Below are 26,472 nucleotides of genomic sequence, written 5' to 3'. Positions count from 1 at the left end.
GTTGTGTCTTGACTAAACAGAAAACGGGTCACGGTGTTTCCATTGTTGTATGTACCAATCGTCCGCAATTTTTTGAAAATATACTGCAAAATTACAATCGACAGCTTTATCAAAGCAAAGAGCTGATCATAGTTCTGAATCATGACCGTATGAATCTGGCATTATATCAAAAGCGCGTTCGAAATCTTGCCAATGTTCATGTATATCAGGTTCCGGAGAGCATTTCATTGGGACAAAGCCTGAACGCCGGGATCACTAAGACTCGCTTTTCACTGATTGCCAAATTTGATGATGATGACTACTATTCCCCATATTATTTGACAGAACAGGTGAGAGAACTTAGACGCACCAAAAGTGATATTGTGGGCAAACATTCGTGTCTGGTCTACTTGGATGCTTCCAAAACACTGTTGGTCAGATCTCCCGCTGAAAAAAATAAACCGGTTGAATTTGTACAAGGGGGCACGATTTTATTCAAAAGGGAGGTCTTGAAAAAAGTCCGCTTCACGGACCGTTCCATAGGGGAAGATGTAACCTTCCTGAGACAATGCAGAAAAAGAGGATTCAAAGCATATGCGACCTCACCATTCAATTATGTCTATCACCGCAGACAGAACAAAAAAAGCCATACGTGGAGAGCGGATGATAACTTCTACCTGGAGGGAAGCACCAAACTTGCGGTTACGGACGATTTCAGACCCTTTGCTAATAAGAAATTATAGAGGTACTACCAAATAGCAAAAGATGCATCTGCTGCGTGCAGATGCGTCTTTTTTGTGCCCAGATGGTTTAATTGGGAGGTGGTGAGAAAAAAAGTTGAATTTAATTGAAAAAAAGTATTGCATATAAGTTTAGTCGGAATTATATTAATGGTATAAGGTCTAGACCATATACAGATCGGAGTGTTTAGATGTCCAGTACGTTTTCATTTCGTTTTGAGAAAGTATCTACCAAAAAGGTTAGTGAGTTCATTAGAGAACAACTGGAAGAAGCCATTATACTGAAGGAATTAATGAGTGAAGAACAGCTTCCAGCCGAACGAGATCTGGCAGAGATTTTTAATGTAAGTCGCATTACCGTTCGTGAGGCACTCTCTTCACTGGAAGAGAAAGGTTTGATTGAGAAAAGGGTGGGTGCCAAAGGCGGAACATTTGTACTGCCACTGACAGCCAATTCGCATAAACGGACTAGAGAAGAAATTAAACGGGATTGGTCACAGATGCTCAAGGTGTTTGAATATCGAACCATCATCGAGCCGGAGGGAGCTTTTTTGGCTGCTGAGCGGATCACCGCAGGCGAACTGGCGCTGCTTGAGAGCTATATGGAGCAAAGTATAGAGCCAGACTGTACAAGGGAATGGTTCAGGGCGCTGGATGTGAAGTTTCATCTGACCATCGCCAAAGCCTCGGGGAATCCATATTGCGAGAAAGCCGTTCGAGAGATCCGGACCAAAATTAATCCGGCGCTTGACTTAATGCCTTATGATGACCGGATACGTTCCGTCAACCACGGTGTACATATGGAGATTCTTGAAGCACTGAAAGCACATGACAAGTTCAGATCTCGAGAGACGATGAAAAGACATATCGAATTCTCGGCTGACGCGATCTATGCCCGTTTGGTTTCTGAATCGGACGAAAATGAAGGGAATGACAGCGAATGAATCGTTCAGAACTAATACAGTTGGCTCAGCCACTACAAGCCCAGTTAAGCGCCTGGCGCAGAGATTTGCATCGCCATCCGGAAATTGGCTACGAAGAGCATCGTACATCCGCTATCGTAGCTGAGCATCTGGAGAGCCTAGGGCTGGAAGTTACACGCAATGTCGGTCAGACAGGGGTTACAGGCTTGCTTCGCGGAGAGACAGATGGACCAACATTTGCCTTGCGCGCAGACATGGATGCCTTGCCAATCCAAGATCAGAAAGCGGTGGAATACCGCTCGCAAGTGGAAGGCAAAGCGCATCTGTGTGGACATGACGCCCATACCTCCATCCTGATGGGAGCAGCCCAGCTGCTTACTGGCCTTGGAAGACCGAAATCAGGGAACATCAAATTCATTTTCCAGCCAGCGGAAGAGGGACTTGCAGGAGCAAGAGCGATGATTCAGGACGGTGTTCTGGAGAATCCGAAGGTTGATGCGATCGCTGGGTTACACATGACTCCTGGACAGAACACGGGAACTTTGGGCGTAAGTCAGGGCGTTGCGTTCGCGTCAGCTGATCCCTTGATTATCAAGGTGTTCGGCAAGGGCGGCCATGCAGCTCGTCCGCATGAGGGCATTGACGCGATTGCGGTATCGGCTCAGGTCATCACCGCATTGCAAAATATCGTTAGTCGGATGGTCGATCCGCTTGAACCCGCTGTAGTCACCATTGGCAAAATCACCGGAGGTTATATGGGAACAGCCATTGCCCCGGAAGTGGAGATGATCGGTACGGTTCGTACACTCTCACCTGCCATTCGTGAACGGATGCCAGCTTTGATCGAGCAGGTTGTTAAAGGGGTCTGCGATTCTTTTGGAGCTGAATGCGAAATTGTCTACGGCGATGGATACCCTGTTGTCGTGAATGATCTCGGCATGGTTGACCTGCTAACAGAGACTTGTGATCAGGTTAATGCGGAGAAGGGATGGAGCTATATCAAACCCTCCACAGGGGGCGAGGATTTCGCTTTTTATTGTGAACAGGTTCCGGGTGTGTTTTTCAGACTAGGATCCGGGAATGATGAGGAACGTACTCGCTATCCACTCCACCATCCCATGTTTGATCTCGATGAGACAGCGATGCCTTATGGTGTGGGCATGTTGTCTGCAGTAGCGCTTGAATTTTTGGCACGGAATACAACTTCTGAGGGGGAGCAATGACAATGAAAAAAAGACAATGGACAGGCTTGTGGATCACGTTACTGGCAATCGTAATGGTACTCAGCGCTTGCGGAGGTAAAACGACAAGCACGAATGACAATACCGCAACAGGAGGAACGGGCAGTGGAAGTCCAAGTACAACACTGACCATTGCTGCGGCAACCGATATTGAGAGTTTCGATCCGCACAACAACAATAACACTTCCAGTGAAGCGGTTCTGGTGAACGTTTTCGATTATCTGATCAAAAATGACAGTGAACAGAAAAAAGTGGCGGGACTCGCGACATCATGGGATCAGGTTGATGATACAACATGGAGATTTAAGTTGCGTGAAGGCGTGACCTTCCACAATGGCGATCCTTTCACTTCGGCAGATGTAAAATACACGCTGGAGCGCGTAGCCAAGGACGAGACACTGAAACAAAACAGTTATTTCAAGAATATCGTAGAAGTTAAAGCGGTGGATGACTATACCGTAGACATTATCACAGATGGCCCAGATCCGCTCTTGCTGAATCGTTTGTCCAAAATGGGAGCAGGCATTCTGCCAGCAAAATATATTGCGGATAAAGGATTTGATGCTTTCCTGAAACAACCGGTAGGCACAGGCCCTTACAAGTTCAGTAAATGGACCAAAGATGATCGTGTGGAACTTGTGAAAAACGAGAACTACTTCGACGGTGAACCAAAATGGAATGAAGTGGTATTCCGCGTTATTCCTGAAGCCTCCACACGTGTATCCGAATTGCTCGCTGGTGGTGTAGATGTGGCGTCTTCCATTCCGTCCACTGACATTGCCCGGATCGAAGGTGAAGCCGATAAGAAGATTGTCAAAGCGCCAATTCAACGTGTGCTTCAGTTGATTTTCCGTCAGACAGAAGGCAGCATCACGGCTGATCCGAAAGTACGTGAAGCCATCGACCTGGCGATCGACAAACAAGGAATCGTGGACAGCATTGCCGGCGGAGCAGGTATTGTAACCCGCACATCCGTAACACCAGGCAACTTCGGTGCTGATCCTTCATTGTACAAAACGTCACTCTATGACCAGGAAAAAGCCAAACAGCTCCTGCAAGAAGCTGGCTATGCAGAAGGTGAAGCTGAGATGACCATCTCCGTTTCCGCACAATACAAAGAACAGGCTGAAGTTGTTGCAGCGATGCTGGAACAAGCCGGATTCAAAATCAACCTGGATGTCCTGGAAGCAAGTGCATTCAGTGAACGTTACAGCTCCAAATCATTCAAAGAAATCTTCATGATCGGTATTGGTAACTCCTTGTTCGATGCTTCGAACAATTACAATCGTTATATGTTGGAAGAAGCCAAAGGCGAGTCGGATTACAACAACCCTGAAGTAGAGAAACTGCTTCAATCGGCATTGGTGAACATGGATCCTGCGTCTCGTGAGAAAGAGTATCAGCAAGTACAACAGATCTTCTCTGAAGAACGCCCAGCCGTATATCTGTACCAAATGGAAGGTGTCTACGGAACCAATGCTAAAGTGAACTTCGCGCCGCGCAGTGACGAGATGTTCTATGCTGACGAGATTACACCTGTTGCACAGTAACATCGGGTATAACAACCGGTCATTGAAAAGATAGGCCGTGAACGGCAGGGACTGGATAACCATGTTCCTGCCGTTCTTTTTCTTAACAAGGGAGGTGAACAAGGAATGGGCAAATACGTACTTAAGTCATTACTACAGATCATTCCGGTGCTGTTCATTGTTTCATTAATTGTGTTCATTTTGGTTCGAGTCACCGGTGATCCGGTTGCGCTAATGTTGCCTGAAACGGCTACCGCTGAAGATCGTGCTGTCTTGACGCAGGCACTTGGTTTGGACCAGCCTTTATATACGCAGTACGTGAAGTTTCTGGGCAGTGCGGTACAGGGAGACTTTGGTCAGTCTTTTCGCTACAATCAACCTGCTTTAGAGCTTGTTCTGGAGAGATTGCCTGCCAGCTTTGAACTAGCAGTAGCAGCCATGTTTTTTGCCGTACTTATGGCTGTGCCACTTGGTGTCATTTCAGCTGTCAAACGTAATACGTTTACCGATCTGATCATCTCCGGAATATCCGTCATTGGTAAGGCCATGCCAAACTTCTGGATGGGGATTATGCTGATCCTCTTGTTCTCCGTCATGCTGGGCGTTTTGCCGGTATCTGGTCGCGGAGGATTGTCACATCTGATCTTGCCGGCATTTACACTAGGCGTTGGACTGGCTGCGCAGATGACCCGACTGATTCGCTCCAGTATGCTGGAGATTCTTAATCAGGACTATATTCGAACAGCTCGCAGCAAAGGGCTTGGCCGGATGGTTGTCATTGTGAAACATGCCTTTCGGAATGGACTGATTCCGGTGGTAACGATTATGAGTTTGCAGTTTACAAGTCTGATCGGGGGAACCTTGATTACGGAAACGGTGTTCTCCTGGCCTGGACTGGGTCAGTTGCTGGTCGTTGCAGTCAACACACATGATATGGCGATTGTGCAAGCCGCGGTGTTTGTCATTGCCTTTATCGTTGTGGTCATCAACATCTTGACGGATGTAGCTTACAGGCTACTCGATCCGCGCATTAAATACGACTAGAAGGAGGTGCAATCATATGACAGGCAGCAATGAAATGCCAATTCCGGGTACAGAACAGGAACAGGACAATGGACGTGCACCAACGGGATTTCGTTATATCTGGCAGCAACTGATCATCAGCAAGACCGGAATGTTTGGTGCTGTGCTTGTACTGTTGGTTGTGTTAATTGCCATAGGTGCACCTCTATTAACGAGTCATGATCCAGCGGCAGTGAATCCGCTCAATCGCCTTAAACCGCCTGCATGGCTTGAGGGTGGAACGGCCGAATACTGGCTGGGGACCGATAATCTGGGCAGAGACATGTGGAGCCGAATTGTATATGGTGCAAGAGTTTCCTTGATTGTGGGAATGGGTGCAGTGATTGTATCAGGCATCATCGGCGCCATTTTGGGGTTGGTGTCCGGATTCTATGGAAAATGGCTGGATGCCATCATCATGCGTGTAGGCGATGCCTTCATGGCGATCCCAACCATTCTATTTATGCTCGTTGTGATGGCGATTGTTGGTCCGGGTATTACAACGTTGATTTTTGTCATCGGGGTGACGAACTGGGTTCCATTCACCCGTGTGGTCAGAAGTGAGGTTCTCAGTATCAAAGAGCGTGATTTTGTGCATGCGGCCAGATCGATTGGCGCGAAGAATGGAAGATTGATTCTGAAACACATTCTGCCGAATATCCTTTCATCCTTTATCGTAATCTGCGGTATGAATGTCGGCACAACGATTATTATGGAAGCTTCACTCAGTTTCCTGGGTCTTGGCATCAAACCACCCGATGTATCCTGGGGAGGGATGCTCAGTGATGGCAGACAATACGTTGCAACAAGCTGGTGGGTCGCTACATTCCCTGGATTAGCCATTACTTTTACCGTACTCGGTGTTATTTTCCTTGGAGATTGGCTGCGTGATGTGCTTGATCCACGTACGGAGACAACCCAAAAATAAACGGAGAAGGGAGCCATCATTATGAATCAAAGACCAATTATGCCGGAGGATCTGCTTCACTATCGTTGGATCAGTCAGCCTGTTGTCAGCCCGAACGGACAAGTGGCTTATGTGGAACAGACCATAGATCAGGAAAAAAACGAATATAACACGCAAATTCGAGGGATTTCGCTCGATGGTGATGAAGATATTGCACTTTCGGATGGTACGAAGGATTCTTCGCCTGCTTGGTCGCCGGATGGCACACAGCTCACATTCATTCGCACTGTGGATGGAGGTAAGGGACTATGGGGACTCGATCAGGGTAAAAAAGAGCCTGTCATGCTGATCTCTCCCGCACGTAAAATATTGAATTACATCTGGTCCCCGAACGGGCAATACATTGCGTTTACCAGTAAAGTGCAATCGGAGGATCAACAGAAGAAAACTGACGCCCAGCAGGAGCCCGCACCTGTGCTGCGAGGCAAGGTTTTTGAGCGTACAACGCCGAAGGCGGAAGGGGCTGGCTGGTGGGATGGTCAATACAGCCATTTGTTTGTATATGAGATCGCAAGCGGGGAGATCACGCAGGTAACTTCCGGGCTGTGGAATATCAGTGCCCCGACATGGTCGCCAGATAGCCAGTATCTTTCCTTCATATCTAAGCAAGTGGAGGATGAGGAACTCGATGCGGATCTGCTGTACTTTACAGATGTATTCAGCATTCGATGGGGAGAGCGTGATCTCTACAAAGTGACGGATTCCAGTCTGGCAATAAGCCAGTTTTCCTATTCACCGGATGGACAGCAGCTGATCCTGATTGCCAGTGATCGCGAATACGGGAGCGGGAGCCACAACAGCTTATATGCTGTGCCTGTTCATCGGGGGAAACCCAGGATAATTGCACCGCAGTTAGATATGCAGATTGGTAACGCAGCACTGGGGGATATGAAGTCGGCAGGTGCATCACCTTCTCCGATATGGGATGTTCATCAACCGGAACGTGGTGTGTATGTACTCGGAACGCATAACGGGAATGTGGATGTATACCGCATTCAAGAAGATGGAGCATGTCAATGGGTGACGGGTGCTGGTGAAAAGGATATATATCAGTATACCTTAACGCCAGATGGTACGTCGCTGGTTATCGCTGCGTTAACTGACGGATATCCTGGAGAGTTATATCGCGTGCATATCGACAGTGGCGAAATGTTCCGGCTTACCCGGCGGAATGATGAATTCATGGCTGAATTAGAGGTAAATGTACCTGTTCGTGTGGAGTTTAAGTCTTCCGACGGCTGGCCGATTCAAGGATGGTTAGCGACACCTGCTGTACGTGCATCCAATGGAAAGTTGCCGCTGATTTTGCAGATTCATGGCGGCCCCCATGCGATGTATACGGGAACATACAGTCATGAGATGCAGACACTTGTTGCGCAAGGTTACGCTGTGCTGTGGATCAATCCTCGTGGAAGTATGGGATATGGTCAGGAGTTTGCCAGAGCTTGCCGTGGTGACTTTGCCGGAGGCGATTACCGGGATCTGATGGAGGCTGTTGATTATGCCCTGGATACCTATGATTTCCTGGATGCATCACGTCTGGGGGTCGCTGGTGGCAGTTATGGCGGCGTAATGACGAATTGGATTGTAGCACATACGGACCGTTTCAAAGCAGCTGTAACCCAGCGTTGTATCTCTAACTGGTTGTCCATGTATGGAACGAGCGATATTGGAATTTCCTATGTGGAGGGCGTCATTGGTGGCAATCCTGCGGCAAACGCTGAGTTCCTGTGGTCCCGCTCACCTCTTGCTCATGCACACCGTATTGAAACGCCACTTCTGATCATGCACGGCGAGCAGGACTATCGAACACCAATTGCACAAGCGGAAGAATTATATACTACGCTAAAACGATACGGCAAAAAAACGAAACTGATTCGTTACCCGGGTTCCAACCACAGTTTGCTGAAAAGCGGTAAACCTTCATTACGTATCGATAGCTTCGAACAGGTGAATGCCTGGTTCAATCAGTACCTCGGGAATGAGGAGGGCGAGCAATGAGTCGAACTCAGCTGTCCATTCCTGTAGGGCTTCTTGTAGAGAATGTTCTGACGAGTGGGGAACCCAAAGAAGTGATTATTGAATGTTTACAACGTCGGGACTATTCCCAGTTGTTGCCTTTGGTTAAGGAATCCGCGATGGATTTCGATGAAAGACTACAGACAGCAGCTGATATCGGAGACGATTGGGAAAAGGCGATACGTCAAGGTTATGAGTTCAAATTTTTGCATATTAACGGATTGAAACGATTGCTTGATTTCCGGTTTGATCGTAAGATGGATCGGGATTATGTTCAAGATGGACTGACACTTAGGCAGATTCATCTGACTACACATGAGATTGAATTGCTTCAATCGATAATAGGCAGACAATGGATCGTGCAAGTAGAAGTAACAGAGGCAGTAGAGGAAGGGAGAACAGATACCGGGCCATCCTCCCACATTCCTGTCCGTATTCAATTGAAATTCCCATAGTATGACCAACAGAAGCTGCGATGATCGCGGCTTTTTTGGTATGTACAGGTAGAAATGTGGACGACCGAATTCGAAAAGTTGAAATCGGACTCCGCATGATTTATATTTATATTAAATGATATGATGATCTATCAATAATTTAGACGTAAAGAGGAGGACCTAGGATGTCCATTCAAAATGTTTTGGGAAAAATTCAAATATCGGATGATGTGATCTCCAAAATTGTTGGCAAGATCGCGAATACTTCCAGTGAGATTTCCTCCATGTCGACAGGATTTGTTGAAGGATTCACCAAAAAGTGGAGTGGGAAAAGTCTGCAAAATGGCATAGCCGTCCGTAACGTAGAATCCAGATTGGAGATTAACTTGAAGGTTGTTGTTCGTTATGGAACGAAAGTGCACGAAGTCTGCAGGGAATTACAAAACAATGTAAGAGTACATGTGGAACAGCTGACCGGATTAACGATTGATACGGTGAATGTGATCGTTGAGGGGTTATCATTCAACCAACCTGATGTAAGGACTTAATCCAATTTCAGCTACCTAGAGGAGTGACAGCGATGAATAAGATTTCCATAACAAAAGCCAGTCCACAATCCTTAGTCGGCGGGCAACTAAATCAGATGGCACTTGAATATATGGCCTATTCGCTTGCAGGAACCAAAGATAAAGGCATTATAGAAAAAACATTCAACAAGTTATGGCGTGCGAATCAAAACCGATTCAGTCACCAATACGCTTATGAAGCCAAAATGGGTAGCCAAACGTTGGGCATGATCATGTGTTATCCGACCACTTTAATGAACAAACTCGCTTTGCCAACGTTCACGAAGCTGTTTGAACTTCGTCAATGGAGCCTGATTAAGTATAATCTTCAACATTGGAAAGAGTTCTATTCCATGGTGACATTAAAAGAAGCAGAGAATGACGAATACCACATCGGAACATTGGCTACCTTGCCTGAGAGCAGAGGACTTGGTGTAGGGACACAGCTCATTGAATTTGCAGAGGAGCAAGCTATGATACAAGGTTTCTTCAAGTCTTCACTTACGGTAAAAAAGGAAAATCTACTAGCTATTAAACTGTACGAGCGTTTGGGATACCAGAGAGTAGGGGAAATCAAAAAACCTTCACTGTCCCTGTACCGAATGTCCAAAATACTGGTGTAATGCTTTCTGCTAGGAATAGACAAGCAGCTAACTGGAGAGTTTCATATATATAAGCCCACATTGGAACAGTTAAAAATGTGAGCTGGAGGGGCGCTTTATGCGTTCCTTTTTTAGTTTTCAGATTTTTCTCATAAAAAAAGTAACTTGACTTTTACGGGTGTTTAAGCAGGTACTTGACAGGGGTGTGGTATAGTATAAAAAGTTCATTTAATGAAGAAAGACGGAGAAATATACAATGTGGGGTGTAACCAGTGTATCAATATAAGGATCAGGAATATGAAGAAGTACATTTTGAGGGCCGTGATCTGCGCTATGGAGAACTCATAAGTTGTGTTTTCAAACAATGTACATTTATGAACGCTTCTATGGAAGAGATCGAGACAAGTAACTGTCGTTTTATCGAGTGTGACTTCAAAGGCGCTTCGATGAATGGTTCGATTCATACGGAATCGGCTTTTGAAAACTGCTCATTTGGTGGTGCGAATCTATTTGCTTCCAAATTCAGCTCCTGCAAGATGACAGGCTCAGACTTTTCAGGTGCGCAAATGGATGGCATCACACTAAGTCACGGTGATTGGTCTTATACGAATCTGAGACACACCCGATTAGGGAAACAGGATCTGCGAGGAATTCGTTTCTTTGAGGCTGACTTTACGGACACGGATTTCACCAAAGCGGATTTGAGGGACTGTGATCTGACAAGAGCCGTTATGAGCAGAGCCAAGCTGCAAGGGGCTGATCTAAGAGGGGCTAACCTGGAAGGCATCGATCTGAAATCGCTGGATATCAAAGGTGTACGTTTGGATCGCGAACAAGCCGTTCTGTTTGTACGTTCGTATGGTGCAAAAGTAGATTGAGTTGAACATACACAGCATGAAGCCGCCCTTAAGGCGGCTTTTTGGTAGGAGGATATTTATTTGAAATTAATTAAAACATATGATGTAGATCTGAGTGAGGAATGGTCAGCTCTTCTTCAAGAATTACTTGTTTTCAGTTTTCCAGAGGTTTACCCGAAAGATCGATTGTTTTTTAAGCAAATACCACAGTGCAGAATATTGGCATTTACCCCTGATAACCAATTAGTTGGGCATGTAGGACTAGATTACAGGATGATGAATTTAAATGGAACACCCATAAGAGTATTGGGGATCATCGATTTGTGTGTTTCTCCGGCTTTTCGCTCTCAAGGGATCGCTTCTTTGTTAATATCCGAAGTTGAAAGGATGGCTAAAGCGCGTGTTGATTTTGTCCTTTTATTTGCAGATCATGAGGGAGTGTATAGTAAAAATGGATTCAAAACGGTAAGCAACACATGTACGTGGTTGAAAATTGATCATGAAACCTTAACCACAGTTGGAGTAGGGACTCAAAAGGTGGAGGGGTTAATGATTAAAGAAGTTGGAAGCCGGCTATGGGAAAAAGGAGAACTCGATTTCTTAGGATACTTATATTAATCAAGTTGGGTTGTGCGATGAGACTCTATCTGCTTTCTCGCCTTGACCCGTGTTGTTGTTCCATGTTAAGTTTTCTGTATTAAATTTTAAGCTTCGAAGGGGTGATAAAGTGATGACAGAATTAGAGGTTGTAGATGTTTATGTGGACCTGTCAACGAACTTGAACAATGGCATGGTTCACAATATAACTAATCAGAATCCGACACTTTATCCTCCTATGCATAGATCTACTTGGCGCTGAAGGTTTTATCTCCAGTTTCATGATCGCATAAGCGAATCTAAATTCTGATTATGTCCAAATATTAAAGTGAGGGAATCCATGCCGTGTTCAATGGTGAAATCCCGTCAGTTTACTTTTATATTTCACATAAAAAGGATGATCTGCATGTCTTTAATTAACGTTACCAACCTGACCTTTGCCTATGATGGCAGTTACGATAATATATTTGAGAATGTTAGTTTCCAGTTAGATTCCGATTGGAAATTGGGTTTTACCGGCAGGAACGGCAGAGGTAAAACGACATTCCTCAATCTGTTGCTCGGTAAATATGAATACAGCGGACATATCTCCGCGAATGTTAGCTTTGAATACTTTCCTTTCCGGGTAGAGAATAAGGGAGCCATGACAATCGATGTCATCGCCGAGATTCATCCTGAATATCTGCACTGGCAAGTTGTGCGCGAGTTTAACCTGTTGAAGGTGTCGGAAGATGTGTTGTATCGGCCTTTTGACACGTTATCCAACGGAGAACAAACAAAGGTGATGCTGGCTGCCTTGTTCCTGAAGGACAATCGGTTTCTGCTCATTGATGAACCAACCAATCATCTTGATCTTCATGCGAGACAAATTGTAGGTGATTATCTCTGCAGCAAAAGCGGATTTATTTTGGTGTCTCATGATCGCTCCTTTCTTGATCAAAGTGTAGACCACATCCTTTCGATCAATAAGAGTAACATCGAGATTCAGAAAGGCAATTTCTCCGCTTGGTGGGAAAATAAACGAAGACAAGATCAGTTTGAACTTGCGAGTAATGAGAAATTAAAGAAGGACATCAAGCGTTTATCCGATTCAGCCAAACGGACCGGTGGATGGTCGCATGAAGTAGAAAAGACCAAAAACGGCACGAGAAATTCCGGTTCCAAGGTGGATAAAGGATATATTGGGCACAAGGCTGCCAAAATGATGAAACGTTCCAAAAATATCGAACAAAGGCAGCAGTCTGCGATTCAAGATAAGTCTAAACTTCTCAAAAATATCGAGAGTGCAGAACGTCTGCAGATCCATCAGCTGGATTTTCACAAGCATGAACTTGTCGAATTGGAACATGTATCGGTAACATATGGCTCCAATACGGTGTGTAAAGATATCAGTTTTACGGTTGAAAAAGGGGACCGAATTGCCCTGTATGGTAAAAATGGCTCGGGCAAATCCAGCATTCTTAAACTGATCTGTGGTGAAGATATTGCTTACACAGGGCTTTTCCAAAAGGATCATCAGCTTAAAATCTCGTATGTGTCGCAGGACACGTCCGATCTCGGAGGATATTTATCTGAGTATGCATCCACACAGGGAATTGATGAGAGCCTGTTCAAATCGATACTCCGAAAGTTGGATTTTTCTAGACAGCAACTGGAGAAAGATATTTCGACATTTAGTGCAGGTCAAAAAAAGAAAGTGCTCATCGCCAAAAGTCTTAGTGAGAAAGCTCATCTTCATATATGGGATGAACCACTGAACTTTGTGGATGTCATCTCACGTATGCAGATCGAAGACCTGCTGCTGGAATATTCACCGACCCTGCTTTTTGTAGAGCATGATCGTGAATTTTGTACCAATATTGCAACAAGAATCATTGAACTATAAGCAACAGCAACAGACTGCGTTAAAAGATAACGATGCTAAGAGCCGCCGAATGGCGGCTTTTAAGCTTTATATGTACAGCAAGAGTATAGTAGGTAGCGTGTAAGGTTCAAACTGCGATATGGTGAGAATGTATGCTATAATTTTATGAACTCATCCAATCATATGATGGATGAATCGATCATTTGTAGACTAATTCGCCAAGAGGTGTAATACCCATGAAAAAGGAAATGACAACAATTAAACAAACCAGGCTTCATTCCATTTTGGACGAGGCTACCAAGTTGCTGATAGAAAAGCCGAATGCTTCCATGAATGAAATTGCTGAATCTGCCAAAATCGGGATTGCTACATTACATCGTTATGTGGAAAGCCGCGAACAGCTCATGGTTCATCTGGGATTACGCGCAATCGAGGTGGTCAGTGAGACCATGGAACAAATCCAACTGGATGAGGAGCACTGTGAAGAGTACATACCTGAGCTGATCGAAGCACTGATTCCATTAGGCGACAAAATATATTTTCTGGCTCATGACACGACCATTAACTATAATCCCGAGATTGAGGGAGCAGATCTGAAATTGAGAGAACCGGTACTTCATGCGGTCGGTCTGTTACAGCAAAAAGGTTATTTCCGTTCCGATCTCGATAAAACCTGGATTGTAGATGTGCTGTATTCCATCATGTTCCTGACGTGGCAGCAGGTTGTAAGTGGTCATATCGCGAGAAAAGCAGCTCCTGCGCTTGTAGTAGACACGTTTTATCATGGTTTTAAGCAGCGCTAGGTCAGGACCAATTCAACGAAAAACGATCAATTTTAGTACGAAAGCACTCTTAAACCGTCAACCGTATCGTGCGATACGCAGACTCTTTGGGGGTGTTTTTTTTGCGTTCACAACAGCGTTTCCCAGTGTGTAAGCATTAAATTCTTGCTTTTTTCACATATTCAAATATTAACAGGGTTCAGAATTTAAGATTTCCAGTTTACAAAAAATGATATAAATTTCTAGTAGATTCAAATCATTACCAAATAAAGACAAAATATTCAAACGAGGGGGCCGGACAGAAATACCTGCAATTGTGTACTTCGAATCAGCTTATGTACTCATTCCATCAACCCAATCAGGAGGGATTCCATGCTTTACACCATTATTGTGCCAGTCAACCAGGACTATAACATTTTGAACCTGTTCACAGATTCGTTGCTCCGGACGGTAAGCCCATCCACTCAGATTATTTTCATCAACGATGGTTCCGGCTCAGCAGTCTTTCAACATCTGGATAAACTGAAGCAAGAAGTAAGAGAAGGTGTGACCATCGAGATTCTTCAGCATGATTTTCCACTCGGTTGCGCCGTGTCGATTAATAGCGCACTCAGTCTTGCCAAGGGAGAGTACATTTTCTTCCTGGATTCCGACACCATTCTTCAACCGAACTGGCAACCAATGATGAAAGAGACTCTGGATAGCGATATTACGATCGGCATGATTGGAGGCGTTCTGTTGTATCCGCAAACCGGAGGCGTGCAGCACTGCGGCATTGCTTTTGCGGACACCATCGGTCGACACCTGTTCCTGAACGCATCCCCTGATGATATCCCGAAAGAAACGTTCTCTGTTCAACTGGTGGTGTTTGCCATGTTCGGCATGAAGCGGGAGGTCTACGAGACCATCGGCAACCTCGATGAGAAATTCTTTAACGGGTACGAGGACTTTGATTATCAGATGCGGGCACGAGCTGCCGGATACGATACAGTCATTAATCCGAATATTCAAGCCTATCACTGGGAACGCAGCAGCGGCATTCACCGAAACTTCAACCGCAAGAACAATCTGGCACGCTTCTGGAAAAAGTGGGGCGGTCAAATCGAAGCTGACGTGTGGCCATTCGTTTTCGGTCATCTGAAAGCGCAGCTTGAAAGCCAAGAGGAATACCAGCATCTGCCGATTGTCGGGATTGACCTTGCCGAGGTTCGAAGTGATGCGGATACATTCTGGACTAAGCTGGAGGAAGCTGAATTTGCAAATGTAGCCGAAGTACGGGACTATTCAAACCGCTTTAATTCCAATGGGGCCATCTGGCTGCCACAGGTACTGGGTAAGGAACTGATTCATAGTGAGAACCGGTTACTGTTTTTGGTGGACAATTTCGCCCGTTTGCTGGAGAACCGCTACTGGATTGAGATGAGACATGCTCATCGAGCCAAGGATCTGATCATTGATCTGTATGGCAATGTAATTACGATGGATCGCATCTACGATGGATGCTGGCCTGGAACCAAAGTTCGGTAATTCACGCACAACGAAAATAAACAGGGAGGTACTTAAGGTGAAAGAAAAAGAGAGCACGCTCGATCGTGCCGTAAGATTTACCCGTAATCTGGAGTGGTTGGAGCAAGTCGAAAAGGTAATTCCGAGCGGTTGCAGTACTTTAGCCAAAGCACCTGAACGTTTATTTCCGGGGCATACACCCGTGTGTTGTGCAGAGGCTTACAAATCCCGATTTACAGATATTGACGGTAATGAATGGCTGGATTGCGAAATGGCCATGGGTACGGCGTCTTGGGGACATGCGAGACATGAAGTCCAACTAACCGTCATTCACCAGCTGAAAAAAGGGACAAGCTTTTCGGTACCGGCCGACATCGAGCTTGAATGCGCCGAGTTGATCCTGGAGCGGTTCGAGGGTCGTTATCCGTCGCTGCGCTTCACCAAGAGTGGTGCCGATGCAGTGAGTGGGGCCGTACGACTTGCTCGTGCCGCAAGTGGCAAAAGCAAGGTTATTGCGACGGCTTATCATGGGTGGCATGACTGGTCCGCATACGGCTATTATGGTGGCCAGACAAAAGAACGAGGCATTCCAGTAGATATTGAGCGTTCGACAATCTGGGTCAACAAACCCACTGCGGAGCGAATTGAGGCTCAGATTACCTCATCTCCCGAGGATATCGCATGTATTGTTTTATGTCCCAACGAGTGGAAACGAGATGGGCTGGAGGAAGTCGTCAACCTATGCCGCTCTCTGGACATCATTATCATATTCGATGAGGTCACTTCCGGTATTCGAATGGGCAAACAGGCTACAGCAGGAGAATATGACATCTGGCCTGATCTGCTCTGTATCTCCAAAGGTATGGCAAACGGGTTACCGCTCGCTGCGGTTCTGGGGCCGGAGCACTTGATGTCTCTGTCGGGACAGGTTCGATTCAGCAATGCGCATTCCAGCGAAACAACAGCGCTTGCGGCAGCCATTGCCTGTGAACGATTAATGAAGAATGCGAAAGTATGGCCGACCTGGCGTGATCCGGCAACCCGGATTATGGACAGTCTGGAATCTGAACTTGTGTTACTCGGTTTAACAGATCAATTGGAAGTGAAAGGGACGTATGCAAGCTTCTGCATTCAATCCCTGGCCGAGGATAACTTCCAAACGGACCCTTTCCGAGAGTTCATGGTGAAGAGAATGGCTCACTTCGGCATCTTCACCAAAGGTTACTTGATTTTCTCGGATGCCCATACACGGGAAGAATTGCTGTGGGTCGAGGAAGCGCTATTACAGATCCTGTCAGATTGGAAAGAGATTCAGAAGCAGGAACATCTTCATTTGATGCAACTTTCGAAAACGTCTGAAGCTTAATCCATAGTTTAGAAATCGACAAACGACTAGGAGGAATTATTCAATGAAAGCACTCGTATATCAGGATCTCAAACAGGTGACGTACCAGGAGATTGAGGAGCCAACTATTCAAAAGCCGAATCAAGTTAAGATTAAAATCTACGGTTCAGGCATCTGCGGGACAGACCTGAATATTGTCAAAGGCAAAGTGCCTGCGAATAAAGGAACGATCATTGGTCATGAAGGCGTAGGCACCGTGGTTGAGGTGGGCGAAGAAGTACGTGGTTTCAAGATCGGCGATCGGGTATTGGTTGATCCCACGCAATCTTGCGGTACCTGCTCTTACTGCCGCGAAGGTCTCTTCATCTACTGTGAGAATTTTGATGACTATCAGGTAGGGATGACGACCCACGGAACCTTTGCCGAGTATTTTGTAGGGGACGAAAAGTATATCTATGCCATCCCGGATTCCATGAGCTGGGAAACAGCCATGATGATTGAACCACTGGGATGTGTGCTTCAGACGTTCATGAAAGCAGGCACTAAGCCAAGTGACGCTGTACTGGTCCTCGGTTCGGGTGCAATAGGTTCCTTGTGTCAGCTTGTGAGCAAACGATTGGCAAGGCTTACTGTAGGCACGGAAGTTGATCCATACCGCAAAGAGTTCGCTTCTGGGATCGCGGATCATGTGTTCTATCCTCAGGACCTGACGCTCGATAAAGTATACGAGATCAATAATCACAAGAAGTTTGATATTGTAGTGGACGCGGTGGGTAACCAGCTTCATGTAGGGTTTGAGATGATTGCCAAAGGCGGCAAAATCATTCCTATGGGATATGACGACAGCTATGAGGTGACGTTCAAATCAACTGCCGTGATTAATGATGGTATTAGTATCATCGGTGCAGTTGCTAATCACTCCATGATAAGTACGGCATTGAAATTTGCCCAAAGCATTCCGGAACTGGAACAGATGGTGACAGCGAAGGAACTGCTGAGTGATTATGAACAGGCCTTTAATGGAACGATTGGTTATGACTTGCATACTGGAGAGAAGTTGCCGATGAATTCAGTGAAAACAGCTCTGATCCTATAAGAGGTACTATAAGCATGTAGACATTAGCAGGTTCGCCGCTGCGAGAAGTCGGAATTCGCAGCGGTGGAAACTGCAGAAGGAAGGGATATCGATTGAAATTGCTTCAAGATTTGCCGAAGAATCCACGCTACTCCATTCTACTCGAACCGGTATGGGCGATTCCGGGCACGATTGTTCTCTTCTACGCTCCTTTATATATGAAGGAAGCCGGACTTTCGGACATCGAAATTGGTTTAATCAATTCGGTAAATCTTTATTTTGCCTTTATCTTTCAATTGTTTGCGGGTTCCATTACGAATAAGCTGGGACGGAAACGAACAACGCTGATCTTTGATCTGCTTGCCTGGAGTGTTCCGATGTTCATCTGGGCATTCTCCCAGAACTTCTGGCTGTTTCTGATCGCCTACTTGCTGAACGCAACTTCGAAGTTTGTAACGGTCGCATTTAACTGTCTGATTATTGAGGATGTGGAGGAACACAAACGATCAAAAGTGTTTGCCATTCTCAATATGATCATTACAGGAGCCGGGGTATTAACGCCTATTGCCGGGGTAGTCATTGCTGATTATGGTATTGTGCCTACACTGGCCAGCATTTACTTTGTCGGGGGCATCCTGATGACGGCCATGTTCTTCATTCGTAACCGATACACGGATGAGACTGAAGTTGGCAAGGAACTTATGGGATTGCATAGTAAAACCCGTGTGCTTCAGAGCTTAGGTGCCAGTCTGCGTCTGTTCGGCAAATCATTTTACAAACGGCGACTTTTTCCGATCATTTTGATTACAGTTTTGTCCAATCTGATCTTGCAACTGAATTTCTTTCAGGTCATTTTCTTCAAGGAACAGTTGAAATTTGATGACCGTGTTATTTCGTTTATCCCAGTAGTGACTGCGGTAACCGTCATGCTGCTCTATCTGGTGATCATTCCGCGACTTAAACGGCGTTCGGAAGAAAAGTATGTTGGTTTTTCCATCGTGCTTAGTACAGCAGGGGCCATCCTGTTTCTATTGATCCCTGTGGGGAATATCGCGATGTTGTTTCTCACGCTAATCGTGCTCGCTGCGGGTAATTTCATACTACAGACGTACCGGGATTCCCTGCTGATGAACAGATTGGGTACGCATGAGAAAGCCGACATGTTCTCGGCCGTGCAGACGGTCATGACGCTAACAGCCATTCCATCCGGATATCTGACGGGCTTGCTCTATCATCACAATCCAACGCTGTTGTTCAGTGTCATTCTTGGTCTATATATCGTACTCATGGTCATCATGTTATTCCTGCCGGATCCGCATAAGCACTCCCAAGTACTGGAGCCTTACAAAAATATGTAGAAAAAGGGGTTTACTGTATCTGGAGAGAATATGTAGTACAGAAAAAACTAGATTAAACTTTAACTTGGGAGGCTGCTAACAAATGACTAACGTAATGACAACAGAAGCGCGGAAGCAATGGAGCTGGATGAACGAGCCCGAAAGCTGGTCCTATACGGATCAGGGAGGTGTGCTGGTGGAAGCGAAGGCGGACACCGACTTTTTCCAAGATCCAGCGGGGAAGCACATTCGTGCAACTGCTCCGTTCTTGTCCATGCCCGTGCCTGAGGACTTCGAAATCACAACCCAGTTAACCGTGGATATGAAAAATCAATATGATTCCGGATGTCTGATGGTGATGGCAGATGATCTTAACTGGTGCAAAATTTGTTTTGAGTATGATGGAAAAGCACCTACGATCGTGTCAGTGGTCACGCGTGATGGTTCATCCGATGATTGCAATTCGGAGGAAGTCTCCGTACCTAATCCCTATCTGCGTATACGCAAAGTAGAGGGCTGCATATCATTCTTTTATTCACCCGATGGGAATGAGTGGAAACTAATTCGTTATTTCGGCATGCCGATAAAAGGGGAACTTCGAGCTGGATTAGTTGTTCAGTCGCCGACTGGAACGGGCTGTACGTGTCACTTTTTATCCGTGAACGTTACTCATCCGGACTTGACGGCACGCTTCTAATCCGCTCCCCCGGCCGATCATTGGAGGGAGAACAGGTTCATGGTAAAAGCATTTATATTTGATTTTGATGGACTCATTGTGGATACAGAGACGCCCTGGTACTATGCGTTTCGCGATATTTATGAAGAGCACGGTGTTGAACTTGGTCTGGACCTATGGTCGAAAAATGTGGGGACATCCTTTGAGGAATTTCATCCTTTTTTGTATCTGGAGCAGGCGCTTCAAAGAAAAATTGATCATGATCATATCAAACTGCTCTCAGAACAGAAATACGAAGTTTATCTGGGGCAGGCAGCTATACTTCCAGGGGTGAATGAATTGCTTCAGTCTGCGAGGGAAAAGGGGATTAAGCTTGCGGTTGCTTCCAGCTCCACACGGGACTGGGTTCATGGTTACTTGAAGAAATTAGGCATTTTTGATTATTTCACAGTCGTTCATACATCAGAAGATGTGAAGCGAGTCAAACCTGATCCTGAACTGTACCTTCTTGCTCTCCAGAGTCTGGGTATCAAGGCTTCGGAAGCGATTGTGTTCGAAGACTCTCCTAACGGACTGAAGGCAGCCAACGCCGCAGGTATTCGTTGCATCATCGTGCCTAACGAGGTAACGCGTGGTCTGGAATTCGCCATACATGAACTGCGGTTATCCTCGCTGGCCGAGATTGATATGGAGGCTCTTTAATCCAGATACTGTTTGCGCAGCTCGATCGGTGAGATCCCTTCGTATTTTTTGAACACTGATCCAAAGTAACTGGCACTGTTAAAACCAACAGCTTTGGCTATTTCATGAGCCGTAGTTGAATGATTTTCAATGAGCATTTCCTTGGCTTTCAACAACCGATATCGCATGAGATATTCCAGTGGCGTCATTTGAAATTCTTTTTTGAATATCCGATTCAGGTGTTGTTCGGTTACGTCCATCTGCTCAGCCAACATGGGGAGAGAGATATCCTGATGATAATTTTGTTTGATAAAAGTAATGAGTTCATCCAATCTTAATCGAGCATCAGAACGTTCATATGCACTATAGCGTTCACCTTCAATGGTTAATCTGACCAAAAGCATGTACAGTAATGCGGATACGTGCCAGATCTGATCCTTGTGCCGGGACTGCAGCGCCAGCGTAATTTCATGCAACAGGATATGAAGCATTCCGTCCGGCTTGAAGGCGCGCAGCTCCCCGATCTGCAAGGTATGCAAGAAACGTGGCAATAAATAGCCATTAAAAGACAGACAATCAAATCGTAATGAATCACTCAGATTGTGGTAACGATAGGTTACCTCCGGGAACAGAATGAGAGCGGTTCCTTTTTTGATCGAAAATTCATGATTTTTTGCTGCGATTCGCCCTGTTCCTCCGATGCACTGTACAATGCTGTAATCCCGTGAATGGTCGCTCCAATTCATCAATTCATCAACGGTCAACTGGTTTTGCCCTGTAATCATGAGCGGCATATCGGTATCCAGTGGATTCCCCATGCTAGGTTTCGGCATCGTCGTGTTATTCCTCTTTTCGTTAAAGGATCATGTGCGTAAGTGGCGTGGTTACAGCGTTAAAAGAAACCTAGAAAGAATTATATTACATAAATGGAATAATTTTAATTGAATGACGGGCAATATATAAAACGTTTTCAAAGAAATGATTCAACCATTCCATATTGGATGGACTAGCATGAACCGCAGTCAGATCAGTCTATATTTCTGGACCTGGAAGTACGCCTGCCTTGCCAACAGAATGCGAAACGGTATACGCTATAAGGAATGAGTGATAAGGAAAGGGATGCAAACATGAAGAAAGTCATCGTAGTTGGATCGGGTATTCTGGGGGCATCAACAGCCTATCAATTAGCCAAACGGGGCGCTGAAGTCATCATCATAGATCGAAAAGATATAGGACAGGCAACGGATGCAGCTGCCGGGATCATCTGTCCATGGCTGTCACAGCGACGCAATCAGGACTGGTATCAACTCGCCAAGGCTGGTGCGCGGTTCTACCCTGGCATCATAGCGGAGCTTGAGAATGAAGGGGAAACGGAAACCGGATATGCTCAAGTGGGCGCACTCAGCATTCATATGGATGAGGACAAAATCAATAAGATGCAAGAGCGGGCACACCTTCGCAAAGCAGATGCACCGGAGATTGGTGAGATTACACCTCTTGATGCCAAAGAAACCCATGAACGTTTTCCACTGCTGGAAAAGCACTATCAATCGGTACATATTAGTGGTGCTGCACGTATAGATGGAAGAGCGCTGCGCGATGCATTAATCCGGTCTGCACAGCGAAATGGAGCGAAGGTAATCCATGGAGACGCCACGCTTCAGTTCGAAGCGGATCGGGTCATTGGTGTGCGTGTTCATGATCAGAGTTTCCTGGCAGATGAAGTCGTTGTCTGTGCAGGTGCATGGGCGAATGCACTGTTGAAGCCTCTCGGCATACACTTTAAAGTGCACTATCAGAAGGCACAAATTATGCATTTACATGTCACGGATGAGGAGAATACAGGCCGTTGGCCTGTAATTATGCCTCCGTCTGACCAATATCTCCTGGCCTTTGATCAACAGAAGATTGTCATTGGAGCCACTCATGAGAATGATGTGGAAGGTTATGATACAAGAGTAACTGCTGGCGGTATGCAGGAGGTTTTGAATAAGGGCCTGGAATTGGCACCGGGTCTCGCAAACAGCACGTTCCAGGAAGTACGAGTCGGCTTCCGACCGTTCACACCTGGATTTCTGCCTGTAATGGGTGCTGTACCAGGGTGGCAAGGACTGATTACCGCGAATGGACTTGGGGCATCTGGCTTGACTATGGGTCCTTTTATCGGGAGTCAGCTGGCGAAACTAGCTCTCGGCATGGAACTGGATATCGATATTGAGCCCTACACGGTTGGTAAAGCAATGGATGAAATGAAAAGAGGTGAATCATGACCTATTCACAACGTTTATCCGATGGAGCGAACTCGTCCGATATCATATATCTGGAGCATCAGATCGATACGACGAAAGAAGAACTGCAAATAGCTTTGGAGAAACAAGAAGCGTACGAACACGAATTGTCGGAATTGAAGTCATCACCAAACGGCAAAGCATCAAAAGACAATTCGGACGAACAAGTCTTATTGGAGAAGGCAAGCGATACACAGAATCTGATTAGAACTCTGTCTGAACAGCTGGAACAGCTACAGGAAGCATTGGCGAAACTTGGCGATTGATCGGCTCATACCTCGTGTTTTCTGGAACTCTGACAATTAAATATACGCTTTGTATACAAGAAAACCCCTTATTTAAGGGGTTTTCTTGATTTAGTTCAAATGGTTTATACCAATAAATGAACGGTTGGTATAAAATGGATGTAGGTGCTGAACTGTCAATTCAGGTACCCATGTAAGCAATCATGAATCTATTCTGAGAGGTGGCTTCCTAATGTATAAAGAAGTGATACGTGTTGAGGACATCACAGGGTTCCAGACCAGATCTGAGGAGTTTTTTCCACTTCACTGGTTTCAAAAAATGTTGTCCGAGCATCCTGTGTACTATCACGAAGATACAGATACCTGGAATGTGTTCAGATACGATGATGTGAAGCAGGTCCTGAGCAATCATGAGTATTTTTCAGCTGAAGGGACTCGAACGACTATTGCGGTCGGAGCGAAGAATAACGAAGGAACACCTCCGGACAAATTAAACATTTCAAGTATCGATCCGCCCCGTCATCAAAAAAGTCGTTCGTTGTTATCCGCTGCTTTTACACCACGTAGTCTGAAAAACTGGGAACCACGAATTCGCAACATTGCACAGCAGCTCGTAGCAGATATTAAGCCTAATACGACAATTGATATTGTTCAAGCGTTGGCCGCTCCTCTGCCTTCCATGGTTATGGCGGATCTGCTCGGCATCCCTCTCACAGACAGCCATCGCTTCAAGAACTGGGTAGATATTCTGTTTCAGCCCACTAATCCGAAGACTGCTGAGGAGAGTGAACTGAAAAAGCAGACTGCAGCTCGAGAGTATTATCAATTCCTCTATCCCATAGTGGTTCATAAACGGACCCATCCTGGTGAAGATATCATTACGGATCTGTTGAGTGTTGATGTTGAAGGAGAGAAGTTCACGGAAGATGAGGTTGTTCGCACGACCATGCTTTTGCTTGGAGCGGGTATTGAGACAACGAGCCATATGGTTTCCAATACGTTCTATTCCTTCCTATACGATGACCCGAGTCTGTATGAAGAACTTAGACAGAATCCGGAGTTGGTACCGCTAGCAGTGGAAGAAATGCTTCGTTATCGGTTTCGTAATGCCAAGCGGCATCGAACAGTGAAACAGGATAACCAACTGCTTGGAGTGGACTTGAAAAAAGGGGACGTTGTCATTTCCTGGTTGAGTGCAGCCAATATGGATGAGCAGATGTTTGAAAACCCGTTTGAGTTAAATATTCATCGTCATAATAATAAAAGACATCTTACTTTTGGCAATGGTCCACACTTTTGTCTGGGTGCTCCGCTGGCGCGAATGGAATTAAGTATTGCCTTGACTGCATTTGTGGAGAAGATTGCTCGGATTGAACCCGTGGAGTCCTTTGATCTGGAGAATAATCTGGCCACTTCAGCTCCGGGACAGTCATTGACCCATCTGCCAGTGAAGATCGTTGGGTAGCGAGCAGGTTCCACGTATAACCATTCAAAAAGCGGCAGATCAGACGTGAACGTCTTGATCTGCCGCTTTCTTATGCAAGTATGAGGCTGGATAACTTAATTTGAATTCATGGAAACTTTTTGTCTTACAACCTGTTTGATTTCTTCCTCTTTGGCTTGTTTGGTACGTTTAATAAAGAAGGAAAGAATCAATCCCACGACAGCGATACCGATGATAACAACATACGCATCATTGATCCCCTGGATCATGGACTCTGTAGCCAATTGTTGTTGACTGAGGCCATTGGCTGCACCAGTCGCCATCATATCCTGTACGTGTGCTGTTGTACGGGAAGTCATGACACTCACGAGCAATGAAGTACCTACAGCACCCGCAACTTGTCTGACGGTGTTGGAGATGGCTGTACCATGTGCGCCGAGTCTTGATGGCAGTTGGTTAAGTCCCGCAGTTTGAATCGGCATCATGAGCAAAGCCATACCAATTCGGCGGCCGGTTGACATTAATACCAGGTAACCATAACTGGTTGAATCCGTTAAGTCGATGAAACCAATGGTCGTCACGATGGTGATGACCATCCCGATAACAGCCAGCCATTTCGCTCCAAATCGGTCAAACAATTTTCCGGCTACAGGCATCAGGAAGCCCATGACAAGGGCACCCGGAAGGAGTAATAATCCGGACTCCAGTGCAGTGTAACCACGTGCATTCTGGAGGTACAAAGGAAGCAACATCATATCAGCATACATGATCATGGTAATCGCGATACTGATGACCGTGGTCAGGGAGAACATGTTGTATTTGAAAGCCCGCAGGTCAAGCAAGGGAGTTTCAGATACGAGTTGACGCCATGTAAACAGGGCAAGAGCCACAATTCCTGCAGCAATACAGATAAGTACTTCTGCACTTGACCATCCCAGACTTCCTGCTCTACTGAAGCCATACAGCAATGCGCCGAATCCGATGGTGGATAACACAACACTCATCGTGTCGAACTTCGTGCTGACACGTTCGGATACATTCTTCAGGTATACAAACGCAAAGGCAATGACAATAAGGGTTAATGGAATCATGCCGTAGAACATCGTTTGCCAAGAGTAGTTCTCCAGAATATAACCGGCAAGTGTAGGTCCTATTGCTGGGGCGAAAATGATGGCAAAGCCAACCATCCCCATCGCAGATCCTCGTTTTTCAGGAGCAAACAGGGTCAAAATAACATGCATTAAGAGTGGCATGATGATGCCGGCACCCGCTGCCTGAATCATGCGACCTGTCAGCAATGTGCCGAAGTTGGTTGCAAGGGCGGATACAATGGTACCAATTAAGAAAATAAACATCGATGCTTGAAATAATTGCTTGGTTGAAAAGCGTTGCATGAAGTAGGCTGTGATGGGGATTAGCACCCCGTTCACCAGCATGTAACCAGTCGTTAACCATTGTGCTGTTGCGGCGGTGATATTAAAATCACCCATCAGTTCCGGTGTAGCGACACTCATGATCGTTTGATTCAATGTTGCAAGGAAGGCTCCCAAAATCATGATAAACAGGATGGGGCCTTTCTTAACGGATAATTCATCTTGCACTTTAACCTGACTCAATCCTTTTCATCCTTTCAATCCACGCGTGACTAAATTTACAACGTGTTGTATAGTTTACAGTGTATTTATTGAATTATATACATATTCGGACAGATTA

25 protein-coding genes are annotated in these 26,472 nt (G+C 45.7%); 23 read left to right on the top strand and 2 right to left on the bottom strand.

Features of this window, described 5'->3' with window-relative positions:
- The first annotated feature begins 8 nt into the window (after positions 1 to 8).
- The 20 genes from MHH93_RS04240 (at position 9) to MHH93_RS04145 (ending at position 20,803) form a co-directional block, all read left to right on the top strand.
- Positions 9 to 722 (top strand): glycosyltransferase family 2 protein, encoded by a 714-nt coding sequence (locus tag MHH93_RS04240; RefSeq protein ID WP_500052944.1) that lies wholly within the window; start codon positions 9 to 11, stop codon positions 720 to 722.
- A gap of 188 nt (positions 723 to 910) precedes the next feature.
- Positions 911 to 1,663, top strand: coding sequence for a FadR/GntR family transcriptional regulator (locus MHH93_RS04235; RefSeq protein ID WP_500052943.1), 753 nt, complete (start codon positions 911 to 913; stop codon positions 1,661 to 1,663).
- Entirely contained in the window at positions 1,660 to 2,865 is a 1,206-nt protein-coding gene (locus MHH93_RS04230; RefSeq protein ID WP_500052942.1) for a M20 metallopeptidase family protein, read from the top strand. Before MHH93_RS04235 ends, MHH93_RS04230 begins: the two co-directional genes overlap by 4 nt.
- Positions 2,866 to 2,867: 2 nt before the next feature.
- Positions 2,868 to 4,433 (top strand): ABC transporter substrate-binding protein, encoded by a 1,566-nt coding sequence (locus MHH93_RS04225; RefSeq protein WP_500052941.1) that lies wholly within the window; start codon positions 2,868 to 2,870, stop codon positions 4,431 to 4,433.
- A gap of 105 nt (positions 4,434 to 4,538) precedes the next feature.
- Entirely contained in the window at positions 4,539 to 5,456 is a 918-nt protein-coding gene (locus MHH93_RS04220; protein WP_500052940.1) for an ABC transporter permease, read from the top strand.
- Between the two features lie 16 nt (positions 5,457 to 5,472).
- Complete coding sequence (locus tag MHH93_RS04215) at positions 5,473 to 6,402, top strand: ABC transporter permease (RefSeq protein ID WP_253435129.1); 930 nt, start codon at positions 5,473 to 5,475, stop codon at positions 6,400 to 6,402.
- 21 nt (positions 6,403 to 6,423) lie between these two features.
- Complete coding sequence (locus MHH93_RS04210) at positions 6,424 to 8,442, top strand: S9 family peptidase (RefSeq protein ID WP_500052939.1); 2,019 nt, start codon at positions 6,424 to 6,426, stop codon at positions 8,440 to 8,442.
- Positions 8,439 to 8,915: a hypothetical protein gene (locus tag MHH93_RS04205; protein ID WP_500052938.1), complete on the top strand. Its 477-nt coding sequence runs from the start codon at positions 8,439 to 8,441 to the stop codon at positions 8,913 to 8,915. The genes MHH93_RS04210 and MHH93_RS04205 overlap by 4 nt, the downstream gene beginning before the upstream one ends.
- A gap of 164 nt (positions 8,916 to 9,079) precedes the next feature.
- The gene (locus MHH93_RS04200; RefSeq protein ID WP_500052937.1) at positions 9,080 to 9,442 is read left to right on the top strand and encodes an Asp23/Gls24 family envelope stress response protein; all 363 of its coding nucleotides are present in this window, start codon (positions 9,080 to 9,082) and stop codon (positions 9,440 to 9,442) included.
- A gap of 32 nt (positions 9,443 to 9,474) precedes the next feature.
- Positions 9,475 to 10,083, top strand: a complete 609-nt coding sequence (locus MHH93_RS04195) for a GNAT family N-acetyltransferase (RefSeq protein ID WP_500052936.1) — start codon at positions 9,475 to 9,477, stop codon at positions 10,081 to 10,083.
- 251 nt (positions 10,084 to 10,334) lie between these two features.
- Positions 10,335 to 10,940: a pentapeptide repeat-containing protein gene (locus tag MHH93_RS04190; RefSeq protein WP_500052935.1), complete on the top strand. Its 606-nt coding sequence runs from the start codon at positions 10,335 to 10,337 to the stop codon at positions 10,938 to 10,940.
- Between the two features lie 60 nt (positions 10,941 to 11,000).
- Entirely contained in the window at positions 11,001 to 11,537 is a 537-nt protein-coding gene (locus tag MHH93_RS04185) for a GNAT family N-acetyltransferase (RefSeq protein WP_500052934.1), read from the top strand.
- Between the two features lie 385 nt (positions 11,538 to 11,922).
- The gene (locus MHH93_RS04180; protein WP_500052933.1) at positions 11,923 to 13,401 is read left to right on the top strand and encodes an Lsa family ABC-F type ribosomal protection protein; all 1,479 of its coding nucleotides are present in this window, start codon (positions 11,923 to 11,925) and stop codon (positions 13,399 to 13,401) included.
- Between the two features lie 215 nt (positions 13,402 to 13,616).
- Entirely contained in the window at positions 13,617 to 14,183 is a 567-nt protein-coding gene (locus MHH93_RS04175; RefSeq protein ID WP_500052932.1) for a TetR/AcrR family transcriptional regulator, read from the top strand.
- A 351-nt stretch (positions 14,184 to 14,534) separates the two neighbouring features.
- Positions 14,535 to 15,689, top strand: coding sequence for a glycosyltransferase family 2 protein (locus MHH93_RS04170; RefSeq protein WP_500052931.1), 1,155 nt, complete (start codon positions 14,535 to 14,537; stop codon positions 15,687 to 15,689).
- 37 nt (positions 15,690 to 15,726) lie between these two features.
- Positions 15,727 to 17,034 carry an aminotransferase class III-fold pyridoxal phosphate-dependent enzyme gene (locus tag MHH93_RS04165; protein ID WP_500052930.1) on the top strand — a complete coding sequence of 436 codons (1,308 nt, stop codon included), beginning with the start codon at positions 15,727 to 15,729 and terminating at the stop codon, positions 17,032 to 17,034.
- 43 nt (positions 17,035 to 17,077) lie between these two features.
- Positions 17,078 to 18,109: a zinc-dependent alcohol dehydrogenase gene (locus MHH93_RS04160; RefSeq protein WP_500052929.1), complete on the top strand. Its 1,032-nt coding sequence runs from the start codon at positions 17,078 to 17,080 to the stop codon at positions 18,107 to 18,109.
- A 92-nt stretch (positions 18,110 to 18,201) separates the two neighbouring features.
- Positions 18,202 to 19,446 carry an MFS transporter gene (locus MHH93_RS04155; RefSeq protein ID WP_500052928.1) on the top strand — a complete coding sequence of 415 codons (1,245 nt, stop codon included), beginning with the start codon at positions 18,202 to 18,204 and terminating at the stop codon, positions 19,444 to 19,446.
- A gap of 82 nt (positions 19,447 to 19,528) precedes the next feature.
- A complete protein-coding gene (locus MHH93_RS04150) occupies positions 19,529 to 20,122 on the top strand; it encodes a DUF1349 domain-containing protein (RefSeq protein ID WP_500052927.1) in 594 nt (197 codons plus the stop codon).
- 39 nt (positions 20,123 to 20,161) lie between these two features.
- Positions 20,162 to 20,803 (top strand): HAD family hydrolase, encoded by a 642-nt coding sequence (locus MHH93_RS04145; RefSeq protein ID WP_500052926.1) that lies wholly within the window; start codon positions 20,162 to 20,164, stop codon positions 20,801 to 20,803.
- On the opposite strand, the gene MHH93_RS04140 is transcribed toward MHH93_RS04145, so the two are convergent.
- Positions 20,800 to 21,615 (bottom strand): AraC family transcriptional regulator, encoded by an 816-nt coding sequence (locus MHH93_RS04140; RefSeq protein ID WP_500052925.1) that lies wholly within the window; start codon positions 21,613 to 21,615, stop codon positions 20,800 to 20,802. The two genes, MHH93_RS04145 and MHH93_RS04140, sit on opposite strands and share 4 nt — an antisense overlap.
- 294 nt (positions 21,616 to 21,909) lie before the next feature.
- Between MHH93_RS04140 and MHH93_RS04135 the strand changes: the two genes are divergently transcribed.
- The 3 genes from MHH93_RS04135 (at position 21,910) to MHH93_RS04125 (ending at position 24,780) form a co-directional block, all read left to right on the top strand.
- Positions 21,910 to 23,052: an NAD(P)/FAD-dependent oxidoreductase gene (locus MHH93_RS04135; RefSeq protein ID WP_500052924.1), complete on the top strand. Its 1,143-nt coding sequence runs from the start codon at positions 21,910 to 21,912 to the stop codon at positions 23,050 to 23,052.
- Positions 23,049 to 23,336 (top strand): hypothetical protein, encoded by a 288-nt coding sequence (locus MHH93_RS04130; protein ID WP_500052923.1) that lies wholly within the window; start codon positions 23,049 to 23,051, stop codon positions 23,334 to 23,336. The genes MHH93_RS04135 and MHH93_RS04130 overlap by 4 nt, the downstream gene beginning before the upstream one ends.
- 211 nt (positions 23,337 to 23,547) lie before the next feature.
- Positions 23,548 to 24,780, top strand: a complete 1,233-nt coding sequence (locus MHH93_RS04125) for a cytochrome P450 (protein ID WP_500052922.1) — start codon at positions 23,548 to 23,550, stop codon at positions 24,778 to 24,780.
- A gap of 95 nt (positions 24,781 to 24,875) precedes the next feature.
- Here the strand turns inward: MHH93_RS04125 and MHH93_RS04120 are convergent, their stop codons facing one another.
- The gene (locus MHH93_RS04120; RefSeq protein WP_500053320.1) at positions 24,876 to 26,315 is read right to left on the bottom strand and encodes a DHA2 family efflux MFS transporter permease subunit; all 1,440 of its coding nucleotides are present in this window, start codon (positions 26,313 to 26,315) and stop codon (positions 24,876 to 24,878) included.
- Positions 26,316 to 26,472 lie beyond the last annotated feature (157 nt).

Source organism: Priestia sp. FSL H7-0729 (assembly GCF_038005685.1).
GTDB lineage: Bacteria > Bacillota > Bacilli > Paenibacillales > Paenibacillaceae > Paenibacillus.
This window is presented reverse-complemented; position numbering and strand designations above follow the sequence as displayed.

What these genes read in the sequence shown, in the direction of transcription:
- MHH93_RS04235 (WP_500052943.1), top strand. Translation starts at nt 911, where the DNA reads ATGTCCAGTACGTTTTCATTTCGTTTTGAGAAAGTATCTACCAAAAAG.
- MHH93_RS04230 (WP_500052942.1), top strand. Translation starts at nt 1,660, where the DNA reads ATGAATCGTTCAGAACTAATACAGTTGGCTCAGCCACTACAAGCCCAG.
- MHH93_RS04225 (WP_500052941.1), top strand. Translation starts at nt 2,868, where the DNA reads ATGAAAAAAAGACAATGGACAGGCTTGTGGATCACGTTACTGGCAATC.
- MHH93_RS04220 (WP_500052940.1), top strand. Translation starts at nt 4,539, where the DNA reads ATGGGCAAATACGTACTTAAGTCATTACTACAGATCATTCCGGTGCTG.
- MHH93_RS04215 (WP_253435129.1), top strand. Translation starts at nt 5,473, where the DNA reads ATGACAGGCAGCAATGAAATGCCAATTCCGGGTACAGAACAGGAACAG.
- MHH93_RS04210 (WP_500052939.1), top strand. Translation starts at nt 6,424, where the DNA reads ATGAATCAAAGACCAATTATGCCGGAGGATCTGCTTCACTATCGTTGG.
- MHH93_RS04205 (WP_500052938.1), top strand. Translation starts at nt 8,439, where the DNA reads ATGAGTCGAACTCAGCTGTCCATTCCTGTAGGGCTTCTTGTAGAGAAT.
- MHH93_RS04200 (WP_500052937.1), top strand. Translation starts at nt 9,080, where the DNA reads ATGTCCATTCAAAATGTTTTGGGAAAAATTCAAATATCGGATGATGTG.
- MHH93_RS04195 (WP_500052936.1), top strand. Translation starts at nt 9,475, where the DNA reads ATGAATAAGATTTCCATAACAAAAGCCAGTCCACAATCCTTAGTCGGC.
- MHH93_RS04180 (WP_500052933.1), top strand. Translation starts at nt 11,923, where the DNA reads ATGTCTTTAATTAACGTTACCAACCTGACCTTTGCCTATGATGGCAGT.
- MHH93_RS04175 (WP_500052932.1), top strand. Translation starts at nt 13,617, where the DNA reads ATGAAAAAGGAAATGACAACAATTAAACAAACCAGGCTTCATTCCATT.
- MHH93_RS04170 (WP_500052931.1), top strand. Translation starts at nt 14,535, where the DNA reads ATGCTTTACACCATTATTGTGCCAGTCAACCAGGACTATAACATTTTG.
- MHH93_RS04160 (WP_500052929.1), top strand. Translation starts at nt 17,078, where the DNA reads ATGAAAGCACTCGTATATCAGGATCTCAAACAGGTGACGTACCAGGAG.
- MHH93_RS04150 (WP_500052927.1), top strand. Translation starts at nt 19,529, where the DNA reads ATGACTAACGTAATGACAACAGAAGCGCGGAAGCAATGGAGCTGGATG.
- MHH93_RS04145 (WP_500052926.1), top strand. Translation starts at nt 20,162, where the DNA reads ATGGTAAAAGCATTTATATTTGATTTTGATGGACTCATTGTGGATACA.
- MHH93_RS04140 (WP_500052925.1), bottom strand. Translation starts at nt 21,615, where the DNA reads ATGCCGAAACCTAGCATGGGGAATCCACTGGATACCGATATGCCGCTC.
- MHH93_RS04135 (WP_500052924.1), top strand. Translation starts at nt 21,910, where the DNA reads ATGAAGAAAGTCATCGTAGTTGGATCGGGTATTCTGGGGGCATCAACA.
- MHH93_RS04130 (WP_500052923.1), top strand. Translation starts at nt 23,049, where the DNA reads ATGACCTATTCACAACGTTTATCCGATGGAGCGAACTCGTCCGATATC.
- MHH93_RS04125 (WP_500052922.1), top strand. Translation starts at nt 23,548, where the DNA reads ATGTATAAAGAAGTGATACGTGTTGAGGACATCACAGGGTTCCAGACC.
- MHH93_RS04120 (WP_500053320.1), bottom strand. Translation starts at nt 26,315, where the DNA reads ATGATTTTGGGAGCCTTCCTTGCAACATTGAATCAAACGATCATGAGT.